Raw genomic sequence first — 22,588 nt, forward strand, 5'->3', positions numbered from 1 at the left:
GAATGTACCGGCCAACAATCCGGCCGCTCGGATCTTACCCGAATTTGCTCATGGTTGGATGCCAGCGCTATACAGGGTTGTTGGGGGGAAACGCGGCGAATGGGCGCTGTCGGAAATCAGCACTTCTTCAAGCAGGCGTGGCTGACGGCTTTCGTCGGCGCCATGCTTTGCCTCGTGGTGACCTCGGCTCATGCCGCGGAGCCGGCGAGCCTCAAGGGCGTGGCGCTGATTGTCGGCCAGTCGAAATACCAGCACATAGCGGCGCTCCCCAACCCCGCCAACGACGCCCGCGACATCGCCAAGATGCTGACCGATCTCGGCTTCGAGGCGCGCAGCGTCACCGACCGCGACACGGCAAAGCTGAAGCGCGACCTCGAGCGTTTCGCCGAGGATGCAGAGGACGCCGACATCGCCTTGATCTACTATTCCGGCCACGGCATCGAGGCCGGCGGCGAAAACTATCTGGTGCCGGTCGACGCCGATGTTTCTTCATTGAAGGACGCCGATCAGGCCCTGGTGCCGATCTCCACCGTCATGGACGAATTGAAGACGACCGTGCCGGTAACGATCATGCTGCTCGATGCCTGCCGCACCAACCCGTTTCCGGCGGATGCGGTGCTGCGCCGGGCGCCCACGGCCTCGGCCTCGCCGATTGGCGCCGGTGGCCTGGAGCCGGTGCGCGGTGCCAGGGCACTGGCAAACGCGACCGCGACGGAAAATCTGGGAACGGTGATCGGCTTTGCCGCCGAGCCGGGGCGGCCGGCACTCGATGGCATCGTCGGCGAAAACAGCCCCTACGCAGCGGCACTTCTGCGCCATCTCGCGGCGATGAAGGGCACCGAGTTCGGCTCGGTCATGCGCATGGTGACAGAGGAGGTCTATCTCGACACCAAGGCAAAGCAGCGGCCATGGGTCAATGAAAGCCTGCGCCGGCTGCTCTATTTCGGCGTTGCACCGCAGGAGCCGACCGGCGACGACGGCCTGATCACCGGCGAGCGGCGGCAATTGCTGCTGACGATCGCCGAGTTGCCTGACCCCAAGCGGGTACAGGTCGAACTGGCCTCGCTGCAGGACGGCGTGCCGCTCGACGCGCTTTATGGCGTGCTGAAGGCGCTCGGCACCGAAAACATGCCGGAGGACCCCACCGACCTGCAAAAGCTGCTCGACGCCCAGGCCGAGCGCCTGAAGAAGTTGATCACCGAACGCAACGCCCTGCGCACCGACGACCCCGAGATCAGCCGCCTCGTCGCCTCGGCCGACAAGGCGATCGGCCAGGGCGCCATCGTCACCGCGCGCAACTTCCTCGACCAGGCGGTGGGCCGGGTCGAGCAGGCCAGCGGCGTGGTCGATCGGGCAGAGGATCTGGTCAGGCAGAAGCGTCTTGCCGACGCGGCGATCTATGCCAGGCGCGCCGACGCTTCGGCGCTGGTCTTCGACTATCTGTCGGCCGCCAACGATTACGGCAAGGCCTTCTCGCTGGTCGAGAAATGGGACGACAGGCTGCGCTGGAACTACAAGAACCAGGAGGCGGAAGCGCTTAACGCGCATGGCAACGCCACCGGCGACAGGCAAGCGCTGCAGCACGCCATCGAGGCCTACCGCGTCATCCTGAACTTCATCCCCAACGGCGAGCAGAACCGCGACTGGGCGATCACCCGCAACAACATGGCGGTGGTGCTGCAGACGATCGGCGAGCGCGAGCGCCAAATCGACCGGCTGGAAGAGGCAGCGAACATCTTTCGCGATTCGCTTGCCGTGTTCGAGCGCGAGAAGGATGATCTCAACTGGGCGGCCGCCCAGAATAACCTGGCCAATGTGCTGTTGAAGATCGGCGAACGCCAGAGCGACCCGAAACGCCTGAACGAGGCGGTGGTGGCGATGCGCGCCACGCTGGAGAAGCGGCCGCGCGACAAAGTCCCGCTGGATTGGGCCGCCTCGCAAAGCAACCTTGGCCTTGCGCTTTACGCGCTTTCGGAGCGCGAACCGGACGGCGAGCGCCTGACCGAGGCCGAGGCCGCCTACCGGCTGGCGCTTGAAGAATACACGCGCGAAAAGGCGCCCGTTCAGTGGGCGATGGTCCAGAACAACCTCGGCAATACGCTGGTGTCTCTGGGCACGCAACGCAACGACAAGGCAAAAATCGACGAGGCAGCCGACGCCTTCCGCGCCGCGCTCGAAATCCGCACACGCGATACCTTCCCGCTCTCGTGGGCGAGCAGCCGTCTCAATCTGGGTAACGCGCTGAGCAGTGCTGCCCGTTTCGATCTCGGCACCGGCCTGCTCGAAGAGGCGGCTGCCGCCTATGGCGACGCGCTGACCATATTTACACGCCAACGTTTTCCGACGGATTGGGCTTCGGCGGAGAACAATCTCGGCTCGATCTACCAGACGCTCGGCCAGCGCACGCGCGATCCTGCCAGGCTTGAGCAGTCGGCTGCTGCATACCGGGCGGCACGGCGCGTCTATACCAAAAAGGAGTTTCCGCTCGACTGGGCGATGACCCACTACAATCTCGGCAACACGCTGCAACTGCTCGGCGGCGTGACCGACAAGCCGGTGCATTACGAGGCGGCGATCGAGGCCTATCGCGATGCACTGCGCGAATACAAGCGCGAGACGACGCCGCGGCAATGGGCACTGGCGCAGGCCGGCCTCGGCTCGGCGCTGCAATGGCTGAGCATGAGCGAGGCCGATCCCGGCAAACTGGCCGCATCGATCGCCGCGCGCCGGGCAGCGCTGGAGGTGCTGACCTTCGAGACCTCGCCCGTCGACTGGGCAAACGCGCAGAACGGCATCGGCATGAGCCTGATCAATCTCGGCAATCTCGAACGCACCGGCAAATATCTGGACGAAGCCGAAGCCGCCTTCGAGGCAACGCTCAAGGTCTTCACCCGCGAAAGCCAGCCGATGCAATGGGCCTTCGAGCAGAACAATCTCGGCGACGTCCACTGGAACCGCGGCAGCTATGGCGGCGGCAATGCCGAATACCAAAAGGCGATCGAATTCTTCGAAAACGCCAAGCAGGGCTTTACCGAAGCCGGCTACACACTCCCGATCCCGCTGACCGACCGCAAGATCGATCTGGTGAAGAAGCAGATAGCGAAGAAATAGGCGTTTCGGCCGCAGGTTGCACTCGGCTTGTCTTTCAGCCGGCTTTGCCGTCCCTATATGCCGGTCACCGGGGACCTGCCTGCCGGTCACCCGAAAAGGATGTCTGATGCTTCGATTTGTGCTGGCGCTGCTGTTGCTTGCCGTTTCCGCCACAGCCCATGCGACGGAAGCCGGCTGGGCGCTGCTGCGCGACGGCGGGCATGTGGTCCTGCTTCGCCATGCCATGGTCACAGGCACCACCGATGCGGCCAATTTCGACCTCGGCAAATGCGCCACCCAGGTCAATCTCTCGGAGCGCGGCAAGCAACAGGCGCGCAAGATCGGCGCGCTGTTTGGCGCCCGCGCCGCACCGGTCGAGCGCGTGCTGTCCAGCCGCTATTGCCGCTGCCTCGAGACCGCCCGCATTGCTTTCGAAAGCGAACCGGAGCCGTTCGCACCGCTTGACCTGCTGAAGACCGACGAAAAGGAGAAGGCCGCCCAGATCGCTGCGATCCTGGCCGAGATCCGCGGCTATTCCGGCTCCGACAATCTGGTCATGGTCACGCATCTCGAAAACATCAAGGAATTGACCGGCATCTCGCCGCGTGAAGGCGAAGCCGTGGTCGTCGAGCCGCAAGGCGACGGCCTGCGAGTACTCGGCCGCGTCACTTTCTGACTGCGCCGGCGCCGGTTGAAGCGTTCGCTAGTAGTGAAATCTAGCGTTTGGTATCTTAAGCGGAATACCGGTTCCGACCCGCGATGAGGTCTTGATCGAGTCGAAGGTCGACATTGACCCATTGACCCTTAGTCAGGACCAACGGGCGCTTTCAACGAAAGCGAATGCGATGGTACCGTCTCATCAGGACTTCCGAGCCGTGACAACGGGCGAGGTTTTCGTCCTCTACTTGGCCGGCCGGAGCCTCAGCGGCCGAAAAAACGCCCGGATGTCCTCGACCAGGAGTTCGGGTTGCTCAATCGCCGCGAAATGTCCTCCTTTCGGCATGTCGGTCCAGCGCTCGACACGGAAGACTCGCTCGACCCAGGAGCGAGGTGGCATAGGAAGCTCTCGGGGGAAGACTGCAACGCCGAGGGGCGGTGTTATTCGCTCCCTTGGCCCGAAGATCAGGGGGCAGAGCCGGTTCTCTTTGTAAATCCGGAGCGAGGCCTCGATCGTGTTACCGAACCAGTAGAGCGAGATGTCGGTAAGCAGCGTGTCTAGAGGGATGGCGCGTTCGAGTTCGCCTTCGCAGTCGCTCCAACTGCGGAACTTCTCGGCAATCCATGCGGCTAGCCCGATTGGGGAATCTGTCAGTGCAAAGGCTAGCGTCTGGGGCTTGGTCCCCTGCAGAAAAGCGTAGGCTCCCTCCGTTGCAGCGAAATTCGCCGCACTGTCGAGGAATGCCTTCTCCTCCAGCGTGACAGGTGGGTCGTCGCGACCGAGGGTCGGGCGGAAACTGCCTGGAATGTAATTCAGGTGCAATCCGATAAGGTCGTCCGGGTAAAGCCGAGCGAGCCAGGTCGAGACGCCTGCGCCGATGTCGCCACCTTGTGCGGCGAAGCGATCATATCCCAGTTCCTGCATCAGCCCCCGCCACAGCTTCGCGACACGCTTTGAGCTAACGCCGGCCTGATGCGGCGGGGACGAGAAGCCGAAACCCGGAAGCGACGGTGCGACGACATCGAAGGCGTCCTCGGCATCCGCGCCGTATTTGGCAGGATCCGTGAGCAGCGGAATGACGTGCTCGAACTCGGCGAAGGAGCCGGGCCAGCCATGAGTGAGGATCAACGGCAAGGGTGCTGACCCCTTTCCTTTCTGGTGAACGAAATGGATGTCGCACCCGCCAATCGTGACCCTAAACTGAGGCAACAGGTTCAGACGTTTTTCGTGATCGCGCCACCTGAAATCGTATTCCCAGTAACGTGAAAGCTTTCTGAGGAAATCAACGTCAGTACCGTCGTCCCATCCGTATGCGAAGATCGACGACGGCCATCTTGTCGATTGGATACGACGCTGTAGGTACTCGATCTGTTCATCCGGGATGTGGATGTGGAAGGAATGCATGGCCACGGGTGTTGCTCCGATCAGCGGCGAAGAATTGTCCCATCATCAAGGCACAGAACGCAGGAAACCTCACTGAGCGACCGCTTTGTCCGCTACTTGCTCGTTCCCATCTACGAGACGAAGGTAACATTCCACCCTTACTGGCAATTCGTTTAAGTTACTTGGCGTCAGATTTTCACCGCTACCAGCCGAGCGTCGACACGGAGCTTCCATCCCTCGATCATGTCCTCGAACGCGTCCTCTGTAAGTTCGGACAGATAGGATGCTCCTGCCGGGCTCCAAGGCCGTGAACGCATAGGTAATCGACGTGCCTCCGTTAGTGGTCGGTCGGCAGGCCACCTCGACAAATCCGAAACGCGAATCCGCGTAACGCGAACATAGCGGATGCGATGCGCCAGCCGTCCACCCAAGGGTCTCTCCGATCGGCGTAAACAGCGGAAAGACGCGGTCGATCGGCCCCGAAAGCACAATGCTGTGGCTGCGCTCAAGATGGCTCGTCATCCGCCCTCCCCGCCGGTTTCCGCCAGACCGTGGCTGTCCGCTGCGGCAAGCTTCATTTCGTAGATGCGCTTCAATTGGCCGATTGTTTCCAGGGTCGCCGCGGAGAACGGCGTCCGGCCTTCGAAAGCATGCAGCACGATGCCCTCGATGAGGTCACCCAGGCTCATGTCGCGATGCTCAGCCAGGGCCTTGAGCACCTTCACCAATCGTTTTTCCAGGCGCACCCCGGTCTGCACGCGTTCTATGGTCATAGATCTTTGTACCATGGTACATTGGTACACCCAATGATCAGAGATGGGACGGTTTCGGCATATCGCCAGGGGTTGCCAGCGACCCCTATTGCTCTGCCTGGGCAGCAATCCCATCTGCGCGCGGCGTATCAGGCCTTTTCCTGCCCGGAAAAACCGATTAGACAGCCCAAAACACATGCGGACAGATTCCGCCCGCAATCGAAGGAAAAGCCCTTGTCCACCACGTTCGACAAAGTCGCCAAGATCATCGCCGACACCAGCGAGATCGACATCGAGACGATCACGCCCGAAAGCCACACCATCGACGATCTCGGCATCGACAGCCTCGACTTCCTCGACATCGTCTTTGCCATCGACAAGGAATTCGGCATCAAGGTGCCGTTGGAAAAGTGGACGCAGGAAGTCAATGACGGCAAGGCTTCGACCGACGACTATTTCGTCATGAAGAACCTGTGCGCCAAGATCGACGCGCTCGTCGCCGCCAAGAACGCCACGTGAACACAGCGCCTGACGCGCCCGACCCACAACAGCCTCCCATGAACCCCCACGACGTCGTCATATCAGGCATCGGCCTTGTCTCGTCACTGGGCGAGGGTCCGGATGCGCATTGGCAAAAGCTCGTCCAGCCACGGCTTGAGCCGGTTCTGGAGGCCTCGCGCTTCTCGCCCTATACGGTCCATCCGCTGCCCGAGATCGACTGGAACCTGCAGATCGCCAAGCGTGGCGACCAGCGGCAGATGGAGACCTGGCAGAGGCTCGGCACCTATGCGGCCGGCCTTGCGCTCGACGATGCCGGCATCAAGGGCAATGACGAACTCTGCGCGACCATGGACATGGTGGTGGCCGCCGGCGGCGGCGAGCGCGACGAGGCGGTCGATGCGGCCATTCTCGCGGCATCGGAAAGCCGCAATGACCGTGACGTGCTGCTCAACGAGAAGCTGACGACGGAATTGCGCCCGACGCTGTTTCTGGCACAGCTTTCCAACCTGCTCGCCGGCAACATCTCGATCGTCCACAAGGTGACGGGGTCGTCGCGCACGTTCATGGGCGAGGAAGGTGCCGGAGTCGCCGCCGTCGAGACCGCGGCCGCGCGCATCCGCTCCGGCCAGTCGACGCATATACTGGTCGGCGGCGCTTTCCAGACCGAACATTCCGACATGCTGCTCGGCTATGAACTGGCCGGCTACCTGCATCGCGGTCCGTGGCGGCCGGTCTGGCAGAGGCAAGGCGCCGAAGGCGGCGGCGTGGTGACCGGATCCGGCGGCGCGTTTCTCGTCCTGGAGCAGCGCGAGCATGCGGAAAGCCGTGGCCGGAAGATCTATGCGGAACTCGGCCCGGTCCTGTCCGGCCGCGCCAGGCGCCGGCGGGACGAACTCAACGGCGAGATCGCCACGCTGTTGAAGCAAGCCGCATTGCCGAATGGCGAGCTGCTCGCGATCTCCGGCGCTTCGGGCGCCCATGCCGCGACCGCCGCCGAGAAATCGGCGCTCGACGCCAATCCGGCGATCGCCGCACGCGGCTTTTCGACGCTGACCGGCCACATGAAGGAAGCGCAATTCCCCTTTGCCGTGGCGCTGGCGGCGCTGGCTGTCGACCGCAAGGCCGCCTACCCTGTCTTCGACGCCACAGTCGAAAAGCCGTTTGCCGGCGTCCCGAAGACCGTCCTTGCAACGGCGATCGGCTATCACCAATTCGAGGGCATGGCGCTGATCAAAGCCGCCTAGAGCATCGGATCGAAAAGTGTGGCGCGGTTTTCGGGCGATCCGACGCTCCAAGAGAAACAGGTTTTTGGACAACAAATGGCCAATCTGAACGACCACATGGGCAGGCCCATCGTCGCCGTCACCGGCATCGGCGTGGTGACGTCGCTCGGTGTGGGCAAAGCCGACAATTGGGCGGCACTTACCTCAGGCAAGTCCGGCATCCATCCGATCACCCGCTTCCCGGTCGATCATCTCAACACCCGCATCTCCGGCATGGTCGATTTCCTGCCGTCGAGCTCCAAGGGCGCCAGTCTCCTCACCTATGAGCTTGCCGAAACCGCCGCCCAGGAAGCGATGTCGGAGGCCGGCCTCGATGCCGGCGATTTCGGCGGACCGCTCTTCCTCGCTTCGCCGCCGGTCGAGCTCGACTGGAGCGAGCGCTTTTCGCTCTACAATTCCGACACGCCCAATAATTCAGACAGGCACGACACCGGTGCAGAGAGGCTGCTGCGGGTAGCGCGCGGCCTCATGGAACTCGACATCTTCGAGACCACCCAGTTCGGCTCGATTGCCGACCGGCTTGCCGACCGTTTCGGCACACGCGGCCTGCCGATCACGCTGTCGACAGCCTGCGCTTCGGGCGCCACCGCGATCCAGCTCGGCGTCGAGGCGATCCGCCGCGGCGAATGCGACAGGGCGCTGTCGATCGGCGCCGACGGCTCGGCGACCGCCGAGGCGCTGATCCGCTTCTCGCTTCTGTCCGCGCTCTCCACCCATAACGACATCCCCGAAAAGGCCTCAAAACCCTTCTCCAAGGATCGCGACGGCTTCGTGCTGGCCGAAGGCTCGGGCGCCCTTGTGCTGGAATCGCTGGAGGCCGCACTTGCCCGCGGCGCCACCGTTCTCGGCATATTGCTCGGCTGCGGCGAAAAGGCCGACGACTTCCATCGCACCCGCTCCAAGCCGGACGGTTCGCCGGCGATCGCGGCGGTGCGCGCCGCTCTTGCCGATGCCGGCCTGAGCGAGGACGGGATCGATTATGTCAACGCCCATGGCACCTCGACGCCCGAAAACGACAAGATGGAGCATTTGTCGCTGTCGACGGTGTTCGGCGAGCGGATCTCGTCAATGCCGGTCTCGTCGAACAAGTCGATGATCGGCCATACCCTATCGGCTGCCGGTGCCGTCGAGGCTGCATTTTCGCTGATGACGATGCGCGAAAGCGTCATTCCGCCGACCATCAACTACGACAATCCCGACCCGGCGATCGTGCTCGACGTGGTGCCGAACACCAAGCGCAATGCCGAGGTCGGCACCGTCCTGTCGAACTCCTTCGGCTTTGGCGGCCAGAACACCTGCCTTGTCATGGCGCGGGAACCGGTCTAAGCGACCTTTTTCAGCCAGACTGAACCGACAGGCACCATGCGCGCATTGCAACTTATCGAGGACCGCCGCCTTGAAACGGTGGACCTGCCGCCCCCGCCGCAACCTGCGCTCGGCGAGGTGACGCTGCGCATCAAGGCCGTGGCGCTGAACCACATCGACGTCTGGGGCTGGCGCGGCATGGCTTTTGCCAAGCGCAAGCTGCCGCTGGTCGTCGGCGCCGAGGCTTCCGGCGAGGTCGAGGCGGTCGGCCCCGGCGTTTCCAGCCTCCTGCCCGGACAATTGGTGTCGATCTATGGCGCCCGCACCTGCGGTCTTTGCCGCGCCTGCCGCGAAGGCCGTGACAATCTCTGCGAGCATGTCTCGGGCGTTCACGGCTTCCATCTCGACGGCTTTGCGCAGGAAAAGATCAACCTGCCGGCGCGCCTTCTGGTCCCCGCCCCGCCAGGCGTGAGCGAAATCGGCGCGGCGGTGGCGCCTGTCACCTTCGGCACGGTCGAGCACATGCTGTTCGACAATGCCCGGCTGCAACCCGGCGAGACGATACTGGTCCATGCCGGCGGCTCCGGCATCGGCTCCGCCGCTATTCAACTGGCCAAGAAGATGGGCTGCATGGTCATCACCACCGTCGGCTCGAACGACAAGATCGACAAGGCCAAGGCGCTCGGCGCCGACCACGTAATCAATTATCGCGACGACCGCTTCGAAGGCATCGTGCGCAAGCTGACCAAGAAGAAGGGCGTCGACGTGGTGTTCGAGCATGTCGGCGCCGACACCTTTGCCGCCTCGATGCTGTGCCTGAAGCGCGGCGGCCGGCTGGTCACCTGCGGCTCGACCTCCGGCGTGTCGACACAGATCAATTTGATGCAGTTGTTCCAGCAGCAGCTGAAGCTGCTCGGCTCGTTCGGCTGCCGCATGGAAAATATGGCCGACGCCATGCAGAAGATGGCCGCGGGCCTGGTCGCGCCGGTGATCGACACCGAGGTCGGCTTCGACGGCATCGATGCGGCGCTGAAGCGCATGGAAGGCCGCGACGTCTTCGGCAAGATCATCCTGCGCGTCGGCTGAAATGATCGGCAACGCCTTCAGGAAGATCCGCAGGGACGTGGGATTCCGCTATGGCAGGCGGCTTCGCCAGTTCAACTACTGGCTGGTCGCGCGCGTCGCGATGATCATCATCTCCGCGCTGCGCCTGCTGCCGCCCGACAGGGCGCTCAATTTCGCCGACCGCGCCGCCCGCCGCATCGGCCCCTGGGTAGCGCGCCATCAGGTTGCGGTCGACAATCTGCGCAAGGCCTATCCGGAAAAAAGCGATGCCGAGATCGAAGCGATCGCTTCCGATATGTGGGGCAACATGGCCCGCCTGGCCGCCGAATACATCTTTCTCGATGCTTTGTTCGACTACGATCCCGCTGCGACGAAGCCGGGCCGTGTCGAGGTCAAGGGCGTGGAGCATTTCGTGCGCATCGCGGGCGAGGACAAGCCGCATATCGTCTTCACCGGGCATCTCGGCAATTTCGAGCTGCTGCCGGTGGCTGCGGCGACCTTCGGCATGAACATCACGGCGCTGTTTCGCCCGCCCAACAACCCTTACCTCGCCGAGTACATCCTCTCGACCCGCCGCTCGAGCATGGGATCGCTGCTGCCGTCTTCGACCGGTGCCTCGTTCGCACTTGCGGCCATCCTGGAGAAAGGCGGCAATATCGGCGTGCTGGTCGACCAGAAATTCACCGGCGGGCTCGAGACGACATTCTTCGGCCGCCCCTGCGAGAGCAACCGGGTCCTCGGCACCCTGGCGCGGCACTACGATTGCGATGTCTACCCGGCGCGCTGCGTGCGCCTGCCGAACAATCGTTTCCGGCTCGAGATCGAGGACAAGCTCACCTTGCCGCGCACCGCCGGCGGCAGTGTCGACGTCCGCGCCACCACCCAGCTTCTCAACGACGTGGTCGAGCGCTGGGTGCGCGAAGACCCCGGCCAGTGGATGTGGTTCCACAAGCGCTGGGAGATCAGCGGCCGCAAAAAGCGTCGGCCGGCGACAGTGCGCGACAAAGCCGCCTGAGCGGAACGATCTTTTTGGGCACCGGCCCTATTTTGTTCTTGCTTTGTGCCGGCAGCTATGCTACTAATTTCGCTATGGTGCTATTTGGCCCCGACGAACCCGCCGCTCCGGCGGGTTTTTTATTGCGGGCCGAGGAGCAGGCCCTAATTCGTCACGAGGATCCGCGTATTACCGAAGCCGGCTTTGCGCACCATCGAATAGAACGCGGCGGCGTTGCTAGGGTGGAGGCGCACACAGCCATGCGATGCCGGGCGCCCCAATTGCCGGATCGCGCCGGTGCCGTGGATAGCATAGCCGCCGCGGAAGAACACCGAATAGGGCATCGGCGACATGTCGTATTTGCGCGAATACCACATCCGGGCCGTCCGCTGTGGACGATAGCTGCCGCGCGGCGTGATGTAGCCTTTGCGGGCGGTGGAAACGCTCCACCGATAATACGAAAGCCCGTATCTTACCGTCATCGTCTGTGAGGAAATATCGATGTTCGCGACCAGGCTGGCCGCACGGCTCTCGAACGACGAACCGAACAGCATCGCTACCAATGCCGCTGCCATGAGAACAGTGTTTTTCATGCAATCAAACCCCTTTGATGCCCCTTGCCTGCCTGCCGTCACGCTGTTCTCCAGCGTTTTGATGGCAAGCCAGCGAGCTAACACCTACTCCCTGACGATTTCACCAATCCAAAGCAGCGAATTTGAACGATTTCCCGCAATAGTTGCCGTAACGACACGCAATCGCCTCGCAATTCGCCATCGAGCTTGCAAAACCCCCTCATCCGCTGCTCAATTCGCCGAATGAATGAACCGAACGAACGGCTCCTCAAGGCTATCGATGACCGAGCCGATGATCTGGTTGCACTGACTGCGGATCTGATCCGCTTTCCAACCATCAATCCGCCCGGCGAAGCCTATCGGCCATGTGCCGAATATATCGGCGCGCGGCTGAAGAAGCGTGGTTTTGAGATCGAATTCATCCGTGCCGAAGGCACGCCTGGCGACACTGACCGTTACCCGCGCGTCAACGTCGTCGCCCGCTTCGATGGCCGGGCGCCGGGTGCTTGCGTGCACTTCAATTCGCATATCGACGTCGTCGAGCCCGGCGACGGCTGGAGCCTCGATCCGTTCGCCGGCATCGTCAGGGATGGCAAGGTCTATGGCCGCGGCGCTTGCGACATGAAAGGCGGGCTTGCCGCCTCGATCATCGCCGCTGAAGCCTTCATGGAGGTGTTTCCCGATTTTCGCGGCGCCATCGAGATTTCGGGGACGGTCGACGAGGAGTCCGGCGGCTTTGGCGGCGTCGCGCATCTGGCCAAGCTCGGCTATTTCTCGAGGCCGAAGGTCGACCACGTCATCATTCCCGAGCCGCTCAACAAGGACCGCATCTGCCTTGGCCATCGCGGCGTCTGGTGGGCCGAGATCGAGACCAAGGGCGAGATCGCGCACGGCTCGATGCCGTTCCTCGGCGACAATGCGGTGCGCCATATGGGCGCCGTGCTGCGGGCCTTCGAAGACGAATTGTTTCCGGCGCTCGACCGCAAGATGACGCGCATGCCGGTCGTGCCCGAAGGCGCAAAACGCTCGACCATGAACATCAACTCGATCCATGGCGGCCAGACGGAGGATTTCCGGCCCGGCCTGCCCTCGCCCAACGTGCCCGATTCCTGTCGGCTGACCATCGACCGCCGCTTCCTGCTCGAAGAGGATCTCGCTGCGGTCAAGAGCGAGGTGACCGATATCCTCGAACGGCTGAAGCGCGAGCGCAAAAAGTTCGACTACGAAATCCGCGATCTGATGGAGGTGCTGCCGCTGATGACCGAGCGCGACGCGCCGGTGGTTAAGGCGGTCGCGCAAGGCATCATGGAGATATTCGACCGCGAACCGGATTACGTGATTTCCCCCGGCACCTACGACCAGAAGCACATCGCCCGTATCGGCCACATCTATGACTGCATCGCCTATGGCCCGGGCATCCTCGATCTCGCCCATCGGCCCGATGAATGGGTCGGCATTGCCGACATGCTGGACTCGGCAAAGGTGATGGCGATTGGCCTCGGCGTGCTGCTGAGGGGCGCCGGCCCGCCATGATCCGGCCATGGGCGGAAAAACATTCCTCCCGGCGTCGGCACACGGTACGAAACGCAATTTACTCGGCGGCGAATTCACGCTTCTATCCGCCCGGGTTTGAGCACGTGTTTTAGACATGGGGAGTTGCACGATGAAATTGTGGAAAACCATTCTGGCCGCCGCGGCGCTGGCGTTGGCCGCCGGGACCTCAGCGATGGCCGCGCGCACCGACCTGGTCATCGGCATTACGCTCGAACCCCCGCATCTCGACCCGACCGCGGGTGCCGCCGCGGCAATCGACGAGGTACTCTATGCCAATGTCTTCGAGGGCCTGACCCGCATCGGCCCGAACGGCGAGGTGCTGCCCGATCTCGCCGAAAGCTGGAGCATTTCCGACGACGGCAAGGTCTACACTTTCAAGCTGCATACAGGCGTGAAATTCCATGACGGCAGCGACTTCAACGCCGACGACGTGAAATTCTCGCTCGACCGTGCCCGCGCCGACAATTCCGTCAACGCGCAAAAGGCCCTGTTTGCCGCCATCGACAAGGTCGAGGTCGTCGATCCCGCGACGGTGAAGGTCACGCTGAAGAACCCGCAAGGCTCGTTCCTCTACAATATGGGCTGGGGCGACGCGGTGATCGTGGCGCCTGAGACAGCCGACACCAACAAGGAAAAACCGATCGGCACCGGCCCGTTCAAGTTCCAGAACTGGGCCAAGGGCTCATCGATCACGCTGGTCAAGTCGGATAATTACTGGGGCGCCCCGGTATTTCTCGACAAGGCCGAGTTCCGCATCATTCCGGATGCCGCCGCCGCCGTTCCGGCGCTGCTTTCCGGCGACGTTCAGGCCTTTCCGTTCTTCGACCCCGACAGCGTCGCCCAGGTCAAGGACGATCCGCGCTTCAAGGTGGTGATCGGCTCGACCGAGGGTGAAACCATCCTGTCGATCAACAACAAGAAGCCGCCCTTCGACAAGCTGCAGGTCAGGCAGGCGATTTCCTTTGCGCTCGATCGCAAGGCGATCATCGACGGCGCCTCGGCCGGCCTCGGCGTGCCGATCGGCTCGCACATGTCGCCCGCCAGCAAGGCCTATGTCGACCTCACCGGCCTCTATCCGCACAATGTGGAGAAGGCCAAGGAGTTGCTGAAGGAAGCCGGCCTGGAGAATGGCTTCAAGGCGACGCTGAAGCTGCCGCCGCCCTCCTATGCGCGGCTTGGTGGCGAGATCATCGCCTCGGAGCTTCGCGAAATCGGCATCGATCTCGAGATCATCCCGGTCGAATGGGCGCAATGGCTGGACCAGGTCTTCACCAAGAAGGATTACGACCTGACCATCGTTTCCCACACCGAGCCCAATGACATCGATATCTATTCGCGCAAGGACTATTACTTCAACTACGACAATCCGGCCTTCGACAAGATCATCGACGAGCTGAACCTTACGTCCGACGAGGCCAAGCGCATGACGCTGCTCGGCGAGGCGCAGAAGGTCCTGGCAGACGACGCCGTGGTCGGCTTCCTCTACGAATTGCCGAAGGTCGGCGTCTGGGACGCCAAACTGCAGGGCCTGTGGGAAAACGCCCCGATCCAGGCCAACGACCTGACCAAGGTGAAGTGGACGGATTGAGCGGGTCGCTGACAGAAGGGCGAAAGTTGCACTCCGTCCCACCCCCCTCTGCCCTGCCGGGCATCTCCCCCTCAAGGGGGGGGATTGGCAGTTTCCACGCTGGCACTGTCCTTGCAACGCTAGTGATTAGCGAAAGCGGCGATGAGGGCTCAATCTCCCCCCTTGAGGGGGAGATGTCCGGCAGGACAGAGGGGGGTGGGCGGGAACGCAAGCTTCGCCCGGTTTTTGCGTCCGGCAACACAGCGGTTCCTCAACGTCCATGACCGCCTACCTCCTCAAGCGCCTCGCCATCGCCGTCATCACGCTGGTTCTGGCCTCGATGGTGGTCTTTGCCGTGCTGGAGATCATTCCCGGCGACCCGGCGCGGCTGATGCTTGGCCTGAACGCCAGCGCCGACCAGATCGAATTGCTGCGCAACCAGATGGGTCTCAACGCTCCCGTCGTGCTGCGCTATCTGCATTGGGCCGGCGGCTTGTTGAGCCTCGATTTCGGCCGTTCCTATACCTATTCGGTGCCGGTCATCGATCTGGTCCGTGAGCGTCTCGTCGTCTCGCTGCCGCTGGCGCTGATGGCGCTGGCGCTGTCCACAGTCATTGCCATCCCGGTCGGGCTGTTTTCCGCCAGCCGGCGCGGCCGGGCCGGCGACACGGTTGCGATGGGCGCCGCCCAGCTTGGCGTCGCCGTGCCCAATTTCTGGTTTGCGCTGATGCTGATCTATCTGTTCGCCGTCTGGCTGCGGCTGGTGCCGGGCGGCGGTTTTCCCGGCTGGGGCGCCGGCGTCTGGCCGGCGCTGAAGTCGCTGCTCCTGCCGGCGGTCGCCCTCGCTCTGCCGCAGGCGGCGATCCTCGCCCGGGTCACCCGCTCGGCGCTGATTGAAGTGCTGAATGAGGATTACATCCGCACCGCCCGCGCCAAGGGCCTGCCCTATCGTCTTGTCTTGTGGCGGCATGCGCTGCGCAACGCCTTGATCCCGGTGGTCACCATTCTAGGCCTGCAATTCGCCTTCCTGCTTGCCGGCACCATCATCATCGAGAACGTCTTCTATTTGCCCGGCCTCGGCCGGCTGGTGTTCCAGGCAATCAACCAGCGTGACCTGATCGTGGTCGAGAGCGTCGTCATGCTGCTGGTTGCCGCCGTCATCATCGTCAATTTCGTTGTCGATCTCTCCTATGCGGTGGTCGATCCGCGCCTGAGAGGCAGGCAATGACGCTGCACATCGACATCCCCGACGAGAACCTTGCCGGCATCCTGGCCAAGGCGTTTCGAAACCGTTCGTTCCTCGCCGGCTTCGTCGTCACCGCACTGGTGGCTGCGGTCGCGATCCTCTCCTTCGAGTGGACGCCTTACGACGTCACCAGGCTGGTCATTTCCGACAAGACCCAGGCGCCGTCGCTGGCGCACTGGTTCGGCACCGACCATTTCGGTCGCGACATCCTGTCGATGATCATGGTTGGCGCCCGCAACTCGATTGCCGTGGCGCTGGTGGCGGTCGGCATCGGCATGGGCGTCGGCGTGCCGCTCGGCGCCTTTGCCGCGGCGCGTGGCGGCATCGCCGACGACGTGCTGATGCGGCTGAACGACCTGGTCTTCGCCTTTCCGGCGCTGCTTTCGGCAATCATGATCACCGCCATCTTCGGGCCCGGCGCGTTCAACGCCATCATTGCCATCGGCATCTTCAACATCCCGGTGTTCGCGCGCGTCGCCCGCGCCGGCGCCCTGGCGATCTGGCCGCGCGAATTCATCCTCGCCGCCCGCGCCGCCGGCAAAAGCAGGACGCTGATCAGCATCGAACATGTGCTGCCCAACATCGCCACGCTGCTGCTGGTGCAAGGCACCATCCAGTTCGCGCTGGGCATACTGGCCGAAGCCGGGCTTTCCTATGTCGGGCTGGGTACGCAGCCGCCGATGCCGAGCTGGGGCCGCATGCTGTTCGACGCCCAGACCCGCATGGTGGTGGCGCCGTGGATGGCGATCTTTCCCGGGATGGCGATCGTCGTCACCGTGCTTGGCCTGAACCTGCTTGGCGACGGCATTGCCGACATTCTCGATCCGAAGTCGCGGCGGCAGCGATGAGCCTGCTCGAAATCGAGAAGCTGTCGCTGGCCATCGGCGGCACGCCCATCCTCAGGGACATCGAGCTGTCCGTGGCGCCCGGCGAAGTGATGGGGCTGGTCGGCGAATCCGGCTCCGGCAAGTCGATGACTGCGCTCACCGTGATGCAGCTCTTGCCCTGGGCGGCACGCGCCACGGGACGCGTTACCTTCGACGGCATCGACATCCTGGCGGCGAGCGAGGACCAGATGTGCGCGCTGCGCGGCGACGACATCGGCATGGTGTTCCAGGAGCCGATGACGGCGCTCAACCCGGTCAAGACCATCGGCGAGCAGGTCGCCGAGGGTATTCGCTGGCACACCAGGGCGAGCCGCGCTGACGCCGAGCAACGGGCGCGAAAAATGCTCGACCGGGTCGGCTTGCCGGCAGCGCAGTTCCCGCTGTCGCGTTATCCGCATGAGCTGTCCGGCGGCCAGCGCCAGCGCGTCGTCATCGCCATCGCCTGTGCGCTGAAACCCAAGCTGCTGATTGCCGACGAGCCGACGACCGCGCTCGACGTGGTGCTGCAGGCGCAGATCCTCGACCTGCTGCGCGACCTCGTAGCGGAAAACCGCATGGGTCTTCTGCTCATCTCGCACGACCTCGCCGTGGTGACCGAGATGGCGGATCGCATCACCATCCTGCGCCATGGCGAGGTGATGGAGGCTGGCGACACGGCGCGCATTCTGTCCGGACAGCTCCATCCCTATACGCGCCAGTTGGCGCAGGCCTCGATGCATGTGCCCGCGCGGGCTAGGCACAGCGTCGGCCAAGGAAAACCTCTGGTTGAGGTAGACAGCGTGACGCGCGACTATCCGGCACGGCGCACATCGCTGCTCAAGCGAGGGGCTCCCATTCGAGCCGTCGACGATGTCTCCTTCTCGATGGCGCCCGGCCAGTCGGTGGCGCTCGTCGGGCGTTCCGGCTGTGGCAAGTCGACGCTTGCCCGCATGGTTCTGGCACTGGACAAGCCGACGGCCGGTACGATCCGCTTCCGCGGCAATACCCTCACCGGCAAGAGCGAGGCGGAGCTGAAGCCGGCACGGCGCGACATGCAGGTCGTGTTCCAGGACCCGTACGGCTCGTTCGACCCACGCCAGAAGGTCGAGAGACTGGTGGCCGAGCCGCTGCATGTGCTGGAGAAGAAGCCGTCGCCCGCCGCGCGGCGCGAGATGGTGGCGCATGCGCTGCACGAGGTCGGCCTCTCACCAGGCGACATGGACAAATATCCGCACGAGTTTTCGGGCGGCCAGCGCCAGCGCCTGTCGATCGCCCGCGCCATCATCACGCGGCCGAAGCTGGTCGTCGCCGACGAACCGGTCTCGGCGCTCGACGTCTCGATCCGCGCCCAGATCCTCGATCTGTTCGCCGAGCTCAACCAGAAGCTCGGCATCGCCTATCTGTTCATCACCCATGATCTGACCGTCGCCCGCGCCATCACTGACGAGGTGATGGTCATGCATGACGGCAAGATCGTCGAGCGCGGCAGGACGAGCGAAGTACTCGACCACCCGCAGTCCGAGGCGGCCAAGGCGCTGGTCACTGCTGCTCCAGACCTGCACCGGGCGATTGCAAAACGGCTGCACGAACAGGGCTGAGCGGCAAGGGGCACGGGCCTTCCGTTCTCCCACTGTGGGGTCCGAAGGACGGGGCGAGACCGGTGGCTCGCCCCACGAGGAGGCTCCGGTGGTTGGCGACGTGGTGGAGACGACTGTTTGTGGCCAGCCTATGAAAGTAGAAAAAATATGGGGCCATTGGGCCGATCGCCGATCGCGCAACCCGGACCTGATCGTCCCTTTGCGCGCGAAGGAGATTTAGCGAACTTAGGTTTGGAAATTACGGTATTAATGTATGTTTTCTGCCTCGCCCGTTCGGCTTTGTCCTGCCGCGTATTCTCCGCATCGTCGCGCTTAAGCTAAGCAAAACGACTGGCAGCAACGGATAGCCCCCAAACACACGAGAGCTTGGCGCTCCAACAAAGCCGTAACTAATCACCACTCGCGCCTTCCGCATCACGCCGGCATCTGTAGTAAAGGGAACCTTAAAGTGAGACAACTACCCTACAAGGAAGGCACCCTATTTGCCATTCCGTTGAGATCAGGTGGCTACGGGCTTGGCTTGGTAGCTCATATGGCCCCAATGGGAAAGATTATTCTAGCATATCTATTTGGACCAATGCGTCTGGAATTGCCAAAGGCGGATGAATTAAATGACCTTAGTCCAGATAATGCAGTCAGGTGCCTACGGTGTGGCGATCTCGGTTTAATAAATGGAACTTGGCCAATTATTGGCCAAATGAAGAGCTGGGCAGAAGACAAATGGCCTATGCCAACCTTCGTTCACAAAGAAAGCCTTTCCAACCGAATTCTTATTCGAAAATACTCAGAGTCTGACCCATCGAAGCTAGAGAGCCAAACTAGCGTAGCTTCGGCGGGCGATTTGGAGCAGGACGGTTTACACGGATATCAAGCCGTCGAATTGATTCTGATCGAGCAGCTGAAACCCCATTGATCAAGGAATGACGGTAACGATGTGAATTACGAATTACGGTGACTCCCACTAGCCGGCCTCTCGTCAATGCCGCGCGGACTTTTTTGGCGGCGTCAGCGGCTAATTTGCATCGGGCGGACTATTCATCCGGGGAGGAGCCCCACGACTGGTGAAGGAGGGATGTCACTGGGTTGTTTGGTGGATAACAATAAAGACTATAACTCGCTTATGAATGTAATCGGCCCGAATAAGCTGGGTAGTGCGAGTTTACAGGTAAATGATTTCCCAATTGGTTCGTGAGGAGTTGCCATCATGCATTTTAAAATAGCATTGAAACTTGCCGGATTTGTTGCAATTTTTGTTTTCGGAGGATCGGCCTGTACTGTGCCATCAACTCCTGAGATACTGAACTGTTCAAATGGAATCTTTGCCGATAATTGGCCGTTCACTTGGCGAGCAGTTGAGGAGAAATGTATATCACGCGTAACCTCGCAAATTGCGAAGGAGTTCATGGACTGGAATACGAAGTATGAAGAATTTAATGAGGATACTGGTGCACTTTACCTTTTTATATGGACGAGATTGATTGATAAGAATCTTGCGACTCCATTGCAATTGGACGGGAGAACGAAAGATTTTGATCAAGTAACTCGATCGCTTACGGACTCTTATGTTGGGATTTACGACGATATTGAAAAATTGCAGGAAGAATTGAAAATGTCTTTGGCCCAAAAAGGAGGCGGGGATGCGAATTCGGTCTATGCGATAAGGCTTTTAGGTTTAGTTCCAATTGAGCACGCGCGGCCCACCATTTTGTTCCTGAAGAGTCTGGTTGATCTTGACACCAACACCATTAAGGTCACGGGACAATACGGGGAAGAGATTGTAGAAATGCAAGAGTTGTTGGATTATCGGGCCAGTGCACAAGGTCGTTAGTTGCCATTCACAGATCCTAATTATGACGCGGGTCATTACTTAGTGGCCGCTATTGTGCGGCAGGAACTGGAGAGAATTTCGCAATTTCGGTGCACTTTTATCGCGTTCGCCCGGCTATCATTGCACGTAGATTGACCACATGGCCCGCCTTGCCCGCATAGCGGCGTCCGGCTTCTACAACATCGGCCAGCTCACCTCCACCAACCCTGGGGCAACGCAAGGCAACAAGTATGACGGCTTTGGCAAGCTCGCCCGCCGGGACGTCACGCTGGGCACGCTGACCCACACCACGACCAGCGTGCGCGATGCCTCCGGCCAGACGGGTTGTTGATAAATACGGAGCTCGATATACGGTGGACGTAACTGTTACAGGTCCGGCCGGCACCGTTGAGGTTCGCACCGGGTGGATTTTCAGCCCCCGGTTCAAACGTCCCGTCGCTGATGACACTATTCGTGAAGTAGAGTCCCGCTATGAAACCAAAGATCAACGACGTTGTGAGATTGATTTGTGATATGCTGGGAGAATCCCTTCAGGCCGGAGCTTTAGGAGTCGTTGTTGAAGAGCATTCTTATCCCGAGGAGGCATACGAGATTGAATTCAGTAGCGAAAATGGGAAGACCATCGCTCAATTAGCCTTACTTCCAAACCAGTTCGTACTGATTGCTGTGTAAGGAATTACAGCGCACTCTTTTCCATATCTCCTCTCCGAATTACGACATGATCCGGAATTACGCACTACGGTCGCATTACGAATTACGGTGACACCCATTAGCCGGCGGCTCGTCAAGAGCACGAAGCCGTAGGGCACGGTTTTTGATGACTGAGTTCAAGATCATACCTTTCACTGGCGCCGGGGAAATAGAGTTTGGAATGTCCCCGAATCAGATTAGACGGCGTCTTGGGACAAATTTTCGAACATTCAAACGATCTATCAGGGATACGTTTCCTTGCGACTATTTCGAAAATATTGGGGTATTTTGTTACTATAGTAAATCAGGAAAATTGAACGCGGTCGAATTCACGAGTCCTGCCGCTCCTTCTCTGAATGGGGTTCGATTTCTAGGAACAGGATTTGAAACCGCAAAACGTGCACTTATTTCATTGGGCCAAGAAATCGAAGAAGAAATTGATGGGGCAATCGCTTTTGGCCTTGGGGTCAGTATTTATGCCCCGTTGGCAAAAGAAGATTCCATGGCGCCTGTCGAGACAGTGCTAATCTTTCAGAAAGGATACTACCAATAGCAGCAAGGCATAGATAGTGTTGAAGAAGTCGGCGATGAAGCCGTGGATCCACTCGCACCGAAGCGTCTTGATTAAGGTCGACGCGACCTCCTCGCCTTAAGTGGCTCGGACGTTTGTTCCGAGGGTGCAAATCTTGGCCAATTTCCTGAGGTTCTGGGCGATGGCTGCAAGGTGGAACTCATCGCGGGCACCACAGGGGCCGCGCAATCGCAATCGATCGAGCTTCAGGATGCGCTTGAGGTGCGCGAACAGCATCTCCACCTTCTTCCGCTGATAGCGTGAGGTCTGGTAGGCGTCTGTCTTTGCGATGTCGCGGGCCATGTCGCGCGCGCCCTCATAGATCGAGCGCAGCACCTTGCGCGCCGGCTCCTTCGGGCAACAGCTGGGCTTCAGGGCACAGGCGTCGCAATCCAGCTTGCTGGCGCGATAGCGCATCATGCCATTCTCGTCGACGAGAGGGTGTGGCATCCGATAGGTCTTCTGGCGCTGCCTGAGCGTCTTCCCGCCAGGACAGATGTATGTATCGGCCTTATGGTCGTAGGTGAAGTCGTCGCGCGAGAAGGTGCCATCCTTGCGCCTAGACTTGTCGAAGACCGGGATATGCGGCTCGATCCCACGCTCATGCACCAACCAGTTCAGCATTTCGGCCGAGCCGTAGCCGGTGTCGGCAATCAGCCGCTCCGGCCAGAGGCCGAGCTCGTCGTGCGCCCGCTCGATCATAGTCTTGGCGGCCGTCACCTCGGCTTGGCGCACCGCGGTCGAGGGCTCCACGTCCACGATGATGGCGTGCTCCACGTCGATCAAATAGTTCGTGCAATAGGCATAGACGGCTGGGCCACCCCAAGCGGCAGTCCAGCGCGCGGCGGGATCAACAGGGGAGACGAACTTGGGCTCCACCGGCGTGGCGGCCCCGAAGGCGGCGTCATCCAGAGTGGCGAGATACTCAGCCACGGCCCGCTTGGCTTTGGGATTGAGGTCCTCGGCCGTTTCGATCCCGCGCTGACGATGGGCGTCGGCGACGATCATGCTGGCATCGACCGCAAAGCCTTCGCCGCCGACGAGCCCTTCAGCTATGCAGCGCCG

Annotated in this window: 21 protein-coding genes; 17 read left to right on the top strand and 4 right to left on the bottom strand. The window is 61.4% G+C overall.

Going from position 1 to position 22,588, the window contains the following annotated elements:
- The first annotated feature begins 99 nt into the window (after positions 1-99).
- Together NKH49_RS24040 and NKH49_RS24045 are read left to right on the top strand one after the other, a co-directional pair.
- Entirely contained in the window at positions 100-3,111 is a 3,012-nt protein-coding gene (locus NKH49_RS24040; RefSeq protein WP_352928200.1) for a caspase family protein, read from the top strand.
- 106 nt (positions 3,112-3,217) lie between these two features.
- Entirely contained in the window at positions 3,218-3,766 is a 549-nt protein-coding gene (locus NKH49_RS24045) for a histidine phosphatase family protein (protein ID WP_352470325.1), read from the top strand.
- A 225-nt stretch (positions 3,767-3,991) separates the two neighbouring features.
- Here the strand turns inward: NKH49_RS24045 and NKH49_RS24050 are convergent, their stop codons facing one another.
- The gene (locus tag NKH49_RS24050) at positions 3,992-5,152 is read right to left on the bottom strand and encodes an epoxide hydrolase family protein (RefSeq protein ID WP_352928239.1); all 1,161 of its coding nucleotides are present in this window, start codon (positions 5,150-5,152) and stop codon (positions 3,992-3,994) included.
- Positions 5,153-5,649: 497 nt separating this feature from the next.
- Positions 5,650-5,904, bottom strand: coding sequence for a ribbon-helix-helix domain-containing protein (locus NKH49_RS24055; RefSeq protein ID WP_352928202.1), 255 nt, complete (start codon positions 5,902-5,904; stop codon positions 5,650-5,652).
- A 213-nt stretch (positions 5,905-6,117) separates the two neighbouring features.
- Here NKH49_RS24055 and NKH49_RS24060 point away from each other — a divergent pair, with 213 nt between their 5' ends.
- The 5 genes from NKH49_RS24060 to NKH49_RS24080 all read left to right on the top strand — a co-directional run bounded on the left by NKH49_RS24060 (position 6,118) and on the right by NKH49_RS24080 (position 11,052).
- A complete protein-coding gene (locus NKH49_RS24060; RefSeq protein WP_023719977.1) occupies positions 6,118-6,402 on the top strand; it encodes an acyl carrier protein in 285 nt (94 codons plus the stop codon).
- Between the two features lie 38 nt (positions 6,403-6,440).
- Positions 6,441-7,628 (top strand): beta-ketoacyl-ACP synthase, encoded by a 1,188-nt coding sequence (locus tag NKH49_RS24065; RefSeq protein ID WP_352928205.1) that lies wholly within the window; start codon positions 6,441-6,443, stop codon positions 7,626-7,628.
- Positions 7,629-7,703: 75 nt separating this feature from the next.
- Entirely contained in the window at positions 7,704-8,993 is a 1,290-nt protein-coding gene (locus tag NKH49_RS24070; RefSeq protein ID WP_352928208.1) for a beta-ketoacyl-ACP synthase, read from the top strand.
- A 36-nt stretch (positions 8,994-9,029) separates the two neighbouring features.
- Positions 9,030-10,058: a zinc-binding dehydrogenase gene (locus NKH49_RS24075; protein ID WP_352928211.1), complete on the top strand. Its 1,029-nt coding sequence runs from the start codon at positions 9,030-9,032 to the stop codon at positions 10,056-10,058.
- A 1-nt stretch (position 10,059) separates the two neighbouring features.
- Positions 10,060-11,052: a lipid A biosynthesis lauroyl acyltransferase gene (locus tag NKH49_RS24080; RefSeq protein WP_352928214.1), complete on the top strand. Its 993-nt coding sequence runs from the start codon at positions 10,060-10,062 to the stop codon at positions 11,050-11,052.
- Between the two features lie 143 nt (positions 11,053-11,195).
- On the opposite strand, the gene NKH49_RS24085 is transcribed toward NKH49_RS24080, so the two are convergent.
- Positions 11,196-11,624, bottom strand: a complete 429-nt coding sequence (locus NKH49_RS24085) for a L,D-transpeptidase (protein WP_254818202.1) — start codon at positions 11,622-11,624, stop codon at positions 11,196-11,198.
- A 222-nt stretch (positions 11,625-11,846) separates the two neighbouring features.
- On the opposite strand from NKH49_RS24085, the gene NKH49_RS24090 reads away from it, so the two are divergent.
- The 10 genes from NKH49_RS24090 (at position 11,847) to NKH49_RS24135 (ending at position 21,505) form a co-directional block, all read left to right on the top strand.
- Positions 11,847-13,136 carry an acetylornithine deacetylase/succinyl-diaminopimelate desuccinylase family protein gene (locus tag NKH49_RS24090; protein WP_352685117.1) on the top strand — a complete coding sequence of 430 codons (1,290 nt, stop codon included), beginning with the start codon at positions 11,847-11,849 and terminating at the stop codon, positions 13,134-13,136.
- A gap of 130 nt (positions 13,137-13,266) precedes the next feature.
- Entirely contained in the window at positions 13,267-14,745 is a 1,479-nt protein-coding gene (locus NKH49_RS24095) for an ABC transporter substrate-binding protein (protein ID WP_352928217.1), read from the top strand.
- Positions 14,746-15,004: 259 nt separating this feature from the next.
- Entirely contained in the window at positions 15,005-15,952 is a 948-nt protein-coding gene (locus NKH49_RS24100) for an ABC transporter permease (RefSeq protein ID WP_352539684.1), read from the top strand.
- The gene (locus tag NKH49_RS24105; protein WP_352831033.1) at positions 15,949-16,818 is read left to right on the top strand and encodes an ABC transporter permease; all 870 of its coding nucleotides are present in this window, start codon (positions 15,949-15,951) and stop codon (positions 16,816-16,818) included. Before NKH49_RS24100 ends, NKH49_RS24105 begins: the two co-directional genes overlap by 4 nt.
- Positions 16,815-18,434, top strand: coding sequence for an ABC transporter ATP-binding protein (locus tag NKH49_RS24110; protein ID WP_352928222.1), 1,620 nt, complete (start codon positions 16,815-16,817; stop codon positions 18,432-18,434). The genes NKH49_RS24105 and NKH49_RS24110 overlap by 4 nt, the downstream gene beginning before the upstream one ends.
- A gap of 448 nt (positions 18,435-18,882) precedes the next feature.
- Positions 18,883-19,347: an Imm26 family immunity protein gene (locus NKH49_RS24115; protein WP_352500928.1), complete on the top strand. Its 465-nt coding sequence runs from the start codon at positions 18,883-18,885 to the stop codon at positions 19,345-19,347.
- 291 nt (positions 19,348-19,638) lie between these two features.
- Positions 19,639-20,262: a DNA polymerase Y subunit UmuC family protein gene (locus NKH49_RS24120; RefSeq protein ID WP_352928225.1), complete on the top strand. Its 624-nt coding sequence runs from the start codon at positions 19,639-19,641 to the stop codon at positions 20,260-20,262.
- A gap of 139 nt (positions 20,263-20,401) precedes the next feature.
- A complete protein-coding gene (locus tag NKH49_RS24125) occupies positions 20,402-20,593 on the top strand; it encodes a hypothetical protein (protein ID WP_023676475.1) in 192 nt (63 codons plus the stop codon).
- Between the two features lie 140 nt (positions 20,594-20,733).
- Positions 20,734-20,934, top strand: coding sequence for a DUF4926 domain-containing protein (locus NKH49_RS24130; protein WP_023676476.1), 201 nt, complete (start codon positions 20,734-20,736; stop codon positions 20,932-20,934).
- A 331-nt stretch (positions 20,935-21,265) separates the two neighbouring features.
- Positions 21,266-21,505 (top strand): hypothetical protein, encoded by a 240-nt coding sequence (locus NKH49_RS24135; RefSeq protein WP_352500930.1) that lies wholly within the window; start codon positions 21,266-21,268, stop codon positions 21,503-21,505.
- Positions 21,506-21,601: 96 nt separating this feature from the next.
- Here NKH49_RS24135 and NKH49_RS24140 read toward each other — a convergent pair.
- Positions 21,602-22,588: transposase (locus NKH49_RS24140; RefSeq protein ID WP_352928230.1), on the bottom strand; the 987-nt coding region annotated here is incomplete at its 5' end.

This window comes from Mesorhizobium sp. M1088, from assembly GCF_040318575.1.
GTDB lineage: Bacteria > Pseudomonadota > Alphaproteobacteria > Rhizobiales > Rhizobiaceae > Mesorhizobium.

Excerpts from the sequence above, each read along its gene's own strand:
- NKH49_RS24040 (WP_352928200.1), top strand. The coding sequence starts at position 100 with ATGGGCGCTGTCGGAAATCAGCACTTCTTCAAGCAGGCGTGGCTGACG.
- NKH49_RS24045 (WP_352470325.1), top strand. The coding sequence starts at position 3,218 with ATGCTTCGATTTGTGCTGGCGCTGCTGTTGCTTGCCGTTTCCGCCACA.
- NKH49_RS24050 (WP_352928239.1), bottom strand. The coding sequence starts at position 5,152 with ATGCATTCCTTCCACATCCACATCCCGGATGAACAGATCGAGTACCTA.
- NKH49_RS24055 (WP_352928202.1), bottom strand. The coding sequence starts at position 5,904 with ATGACCATAGAACGCGTGCAGACCGGGGTGCGCCTGGAAAAACGATTG.
- NKH49_RS24065 (WP_352928205.1), top strand. The coding sequence starts at position 6,441 with ATGAACCCCCACGACGTCGTCATATCAGGCATCGGCCTTGTCTCGTCA.
- NKH49_RS24070 (WP_352928208.1), top strand. The coding sequence starts at position 7,704 with ATGGCCAATCTGAACGACCACATGGGCAGGCCCATCGTCGCCGTCACC.
- NKH49_RS24075 (WP_352928211.1), top strand. The coding sequence starts at position 9,030 with ATGCGCGCATTGCAACTTATCGAGGACCGCCGCCTTGAAACGGTGGAC.
- NKH49_RS24080 (WP_352928214.1), top strand. The coding sequence starts at position 10,060 with ATGATCGGCAACGCCTTCAGGAAGATCCGCAGGGACGTGGGATTCCGC.
- NKH49_RS24085 (WP_254818202.1), bottom strand. The coding sequence starts at position 11,624 with ATGAAAAACACTGTTCTCATGGCAGCGGCATTGGTAGCGATGCTGTTC.
- NKH49_RS24090 (WP_352685117.1), top strand. The coding sequence starts at position 11,847 with ATGAATGAACCGAACGAACGGCTCCTCAAGGCTATCGATGACCGAGCC.
- NKH49_RS24095 (WP_352928217.1), top strand. The coding sequence starts at position 13,267 with ATGAAATTGTGGAAAACCATTCTGGCCGCCGCGGCGCTGGCGTTGGCC.
- NKH49_RS24100 (WP_352539684.1), top strand. The coding sequence starts at position 15,005 with ATGACCGCCTACCTCCTCAAGCGCCTCGCCATCGCCGTCATCACGCTG.
- NKH49_RS24105 (WP_352831033.1), top strand. The coding sequence starts at position 15,949 with ATGACGCTGCACATCGACATCCCCGACGAGAACCTTGCCGGCATCCTG.
- NKH49_RS24110 (WP_352928222.1), top strand. The coding sequence starts at position 16,815 with ATGAGCCTGCTCGAAATCGAGAAGCTGTCGCTGGCCATCGGCGGCACG.
- NKH49_RS24120 (WP_352928225.1), top strand. The coding sequence starts at position 19,639 with ATGCATTTTAAAATAGCATTGAAACTTGCCGGATTTGTTGCAATTTTT.
- NKH49_RS24125 (WP_023676475.1), top strand. The coding sequence starts at position 20,402 with ATGGCCCGCCTTGCCCGCATAGCGGCGTCCGGCTTCTACAACATCGGC.
- NKH49_RS24130 (WP_023676476.1), top strand. The coding sequence starts at position 20,734 with ATGAAACCAAAGATCAACGACGTTGTGAGATTGATTTGTGATATGCTG.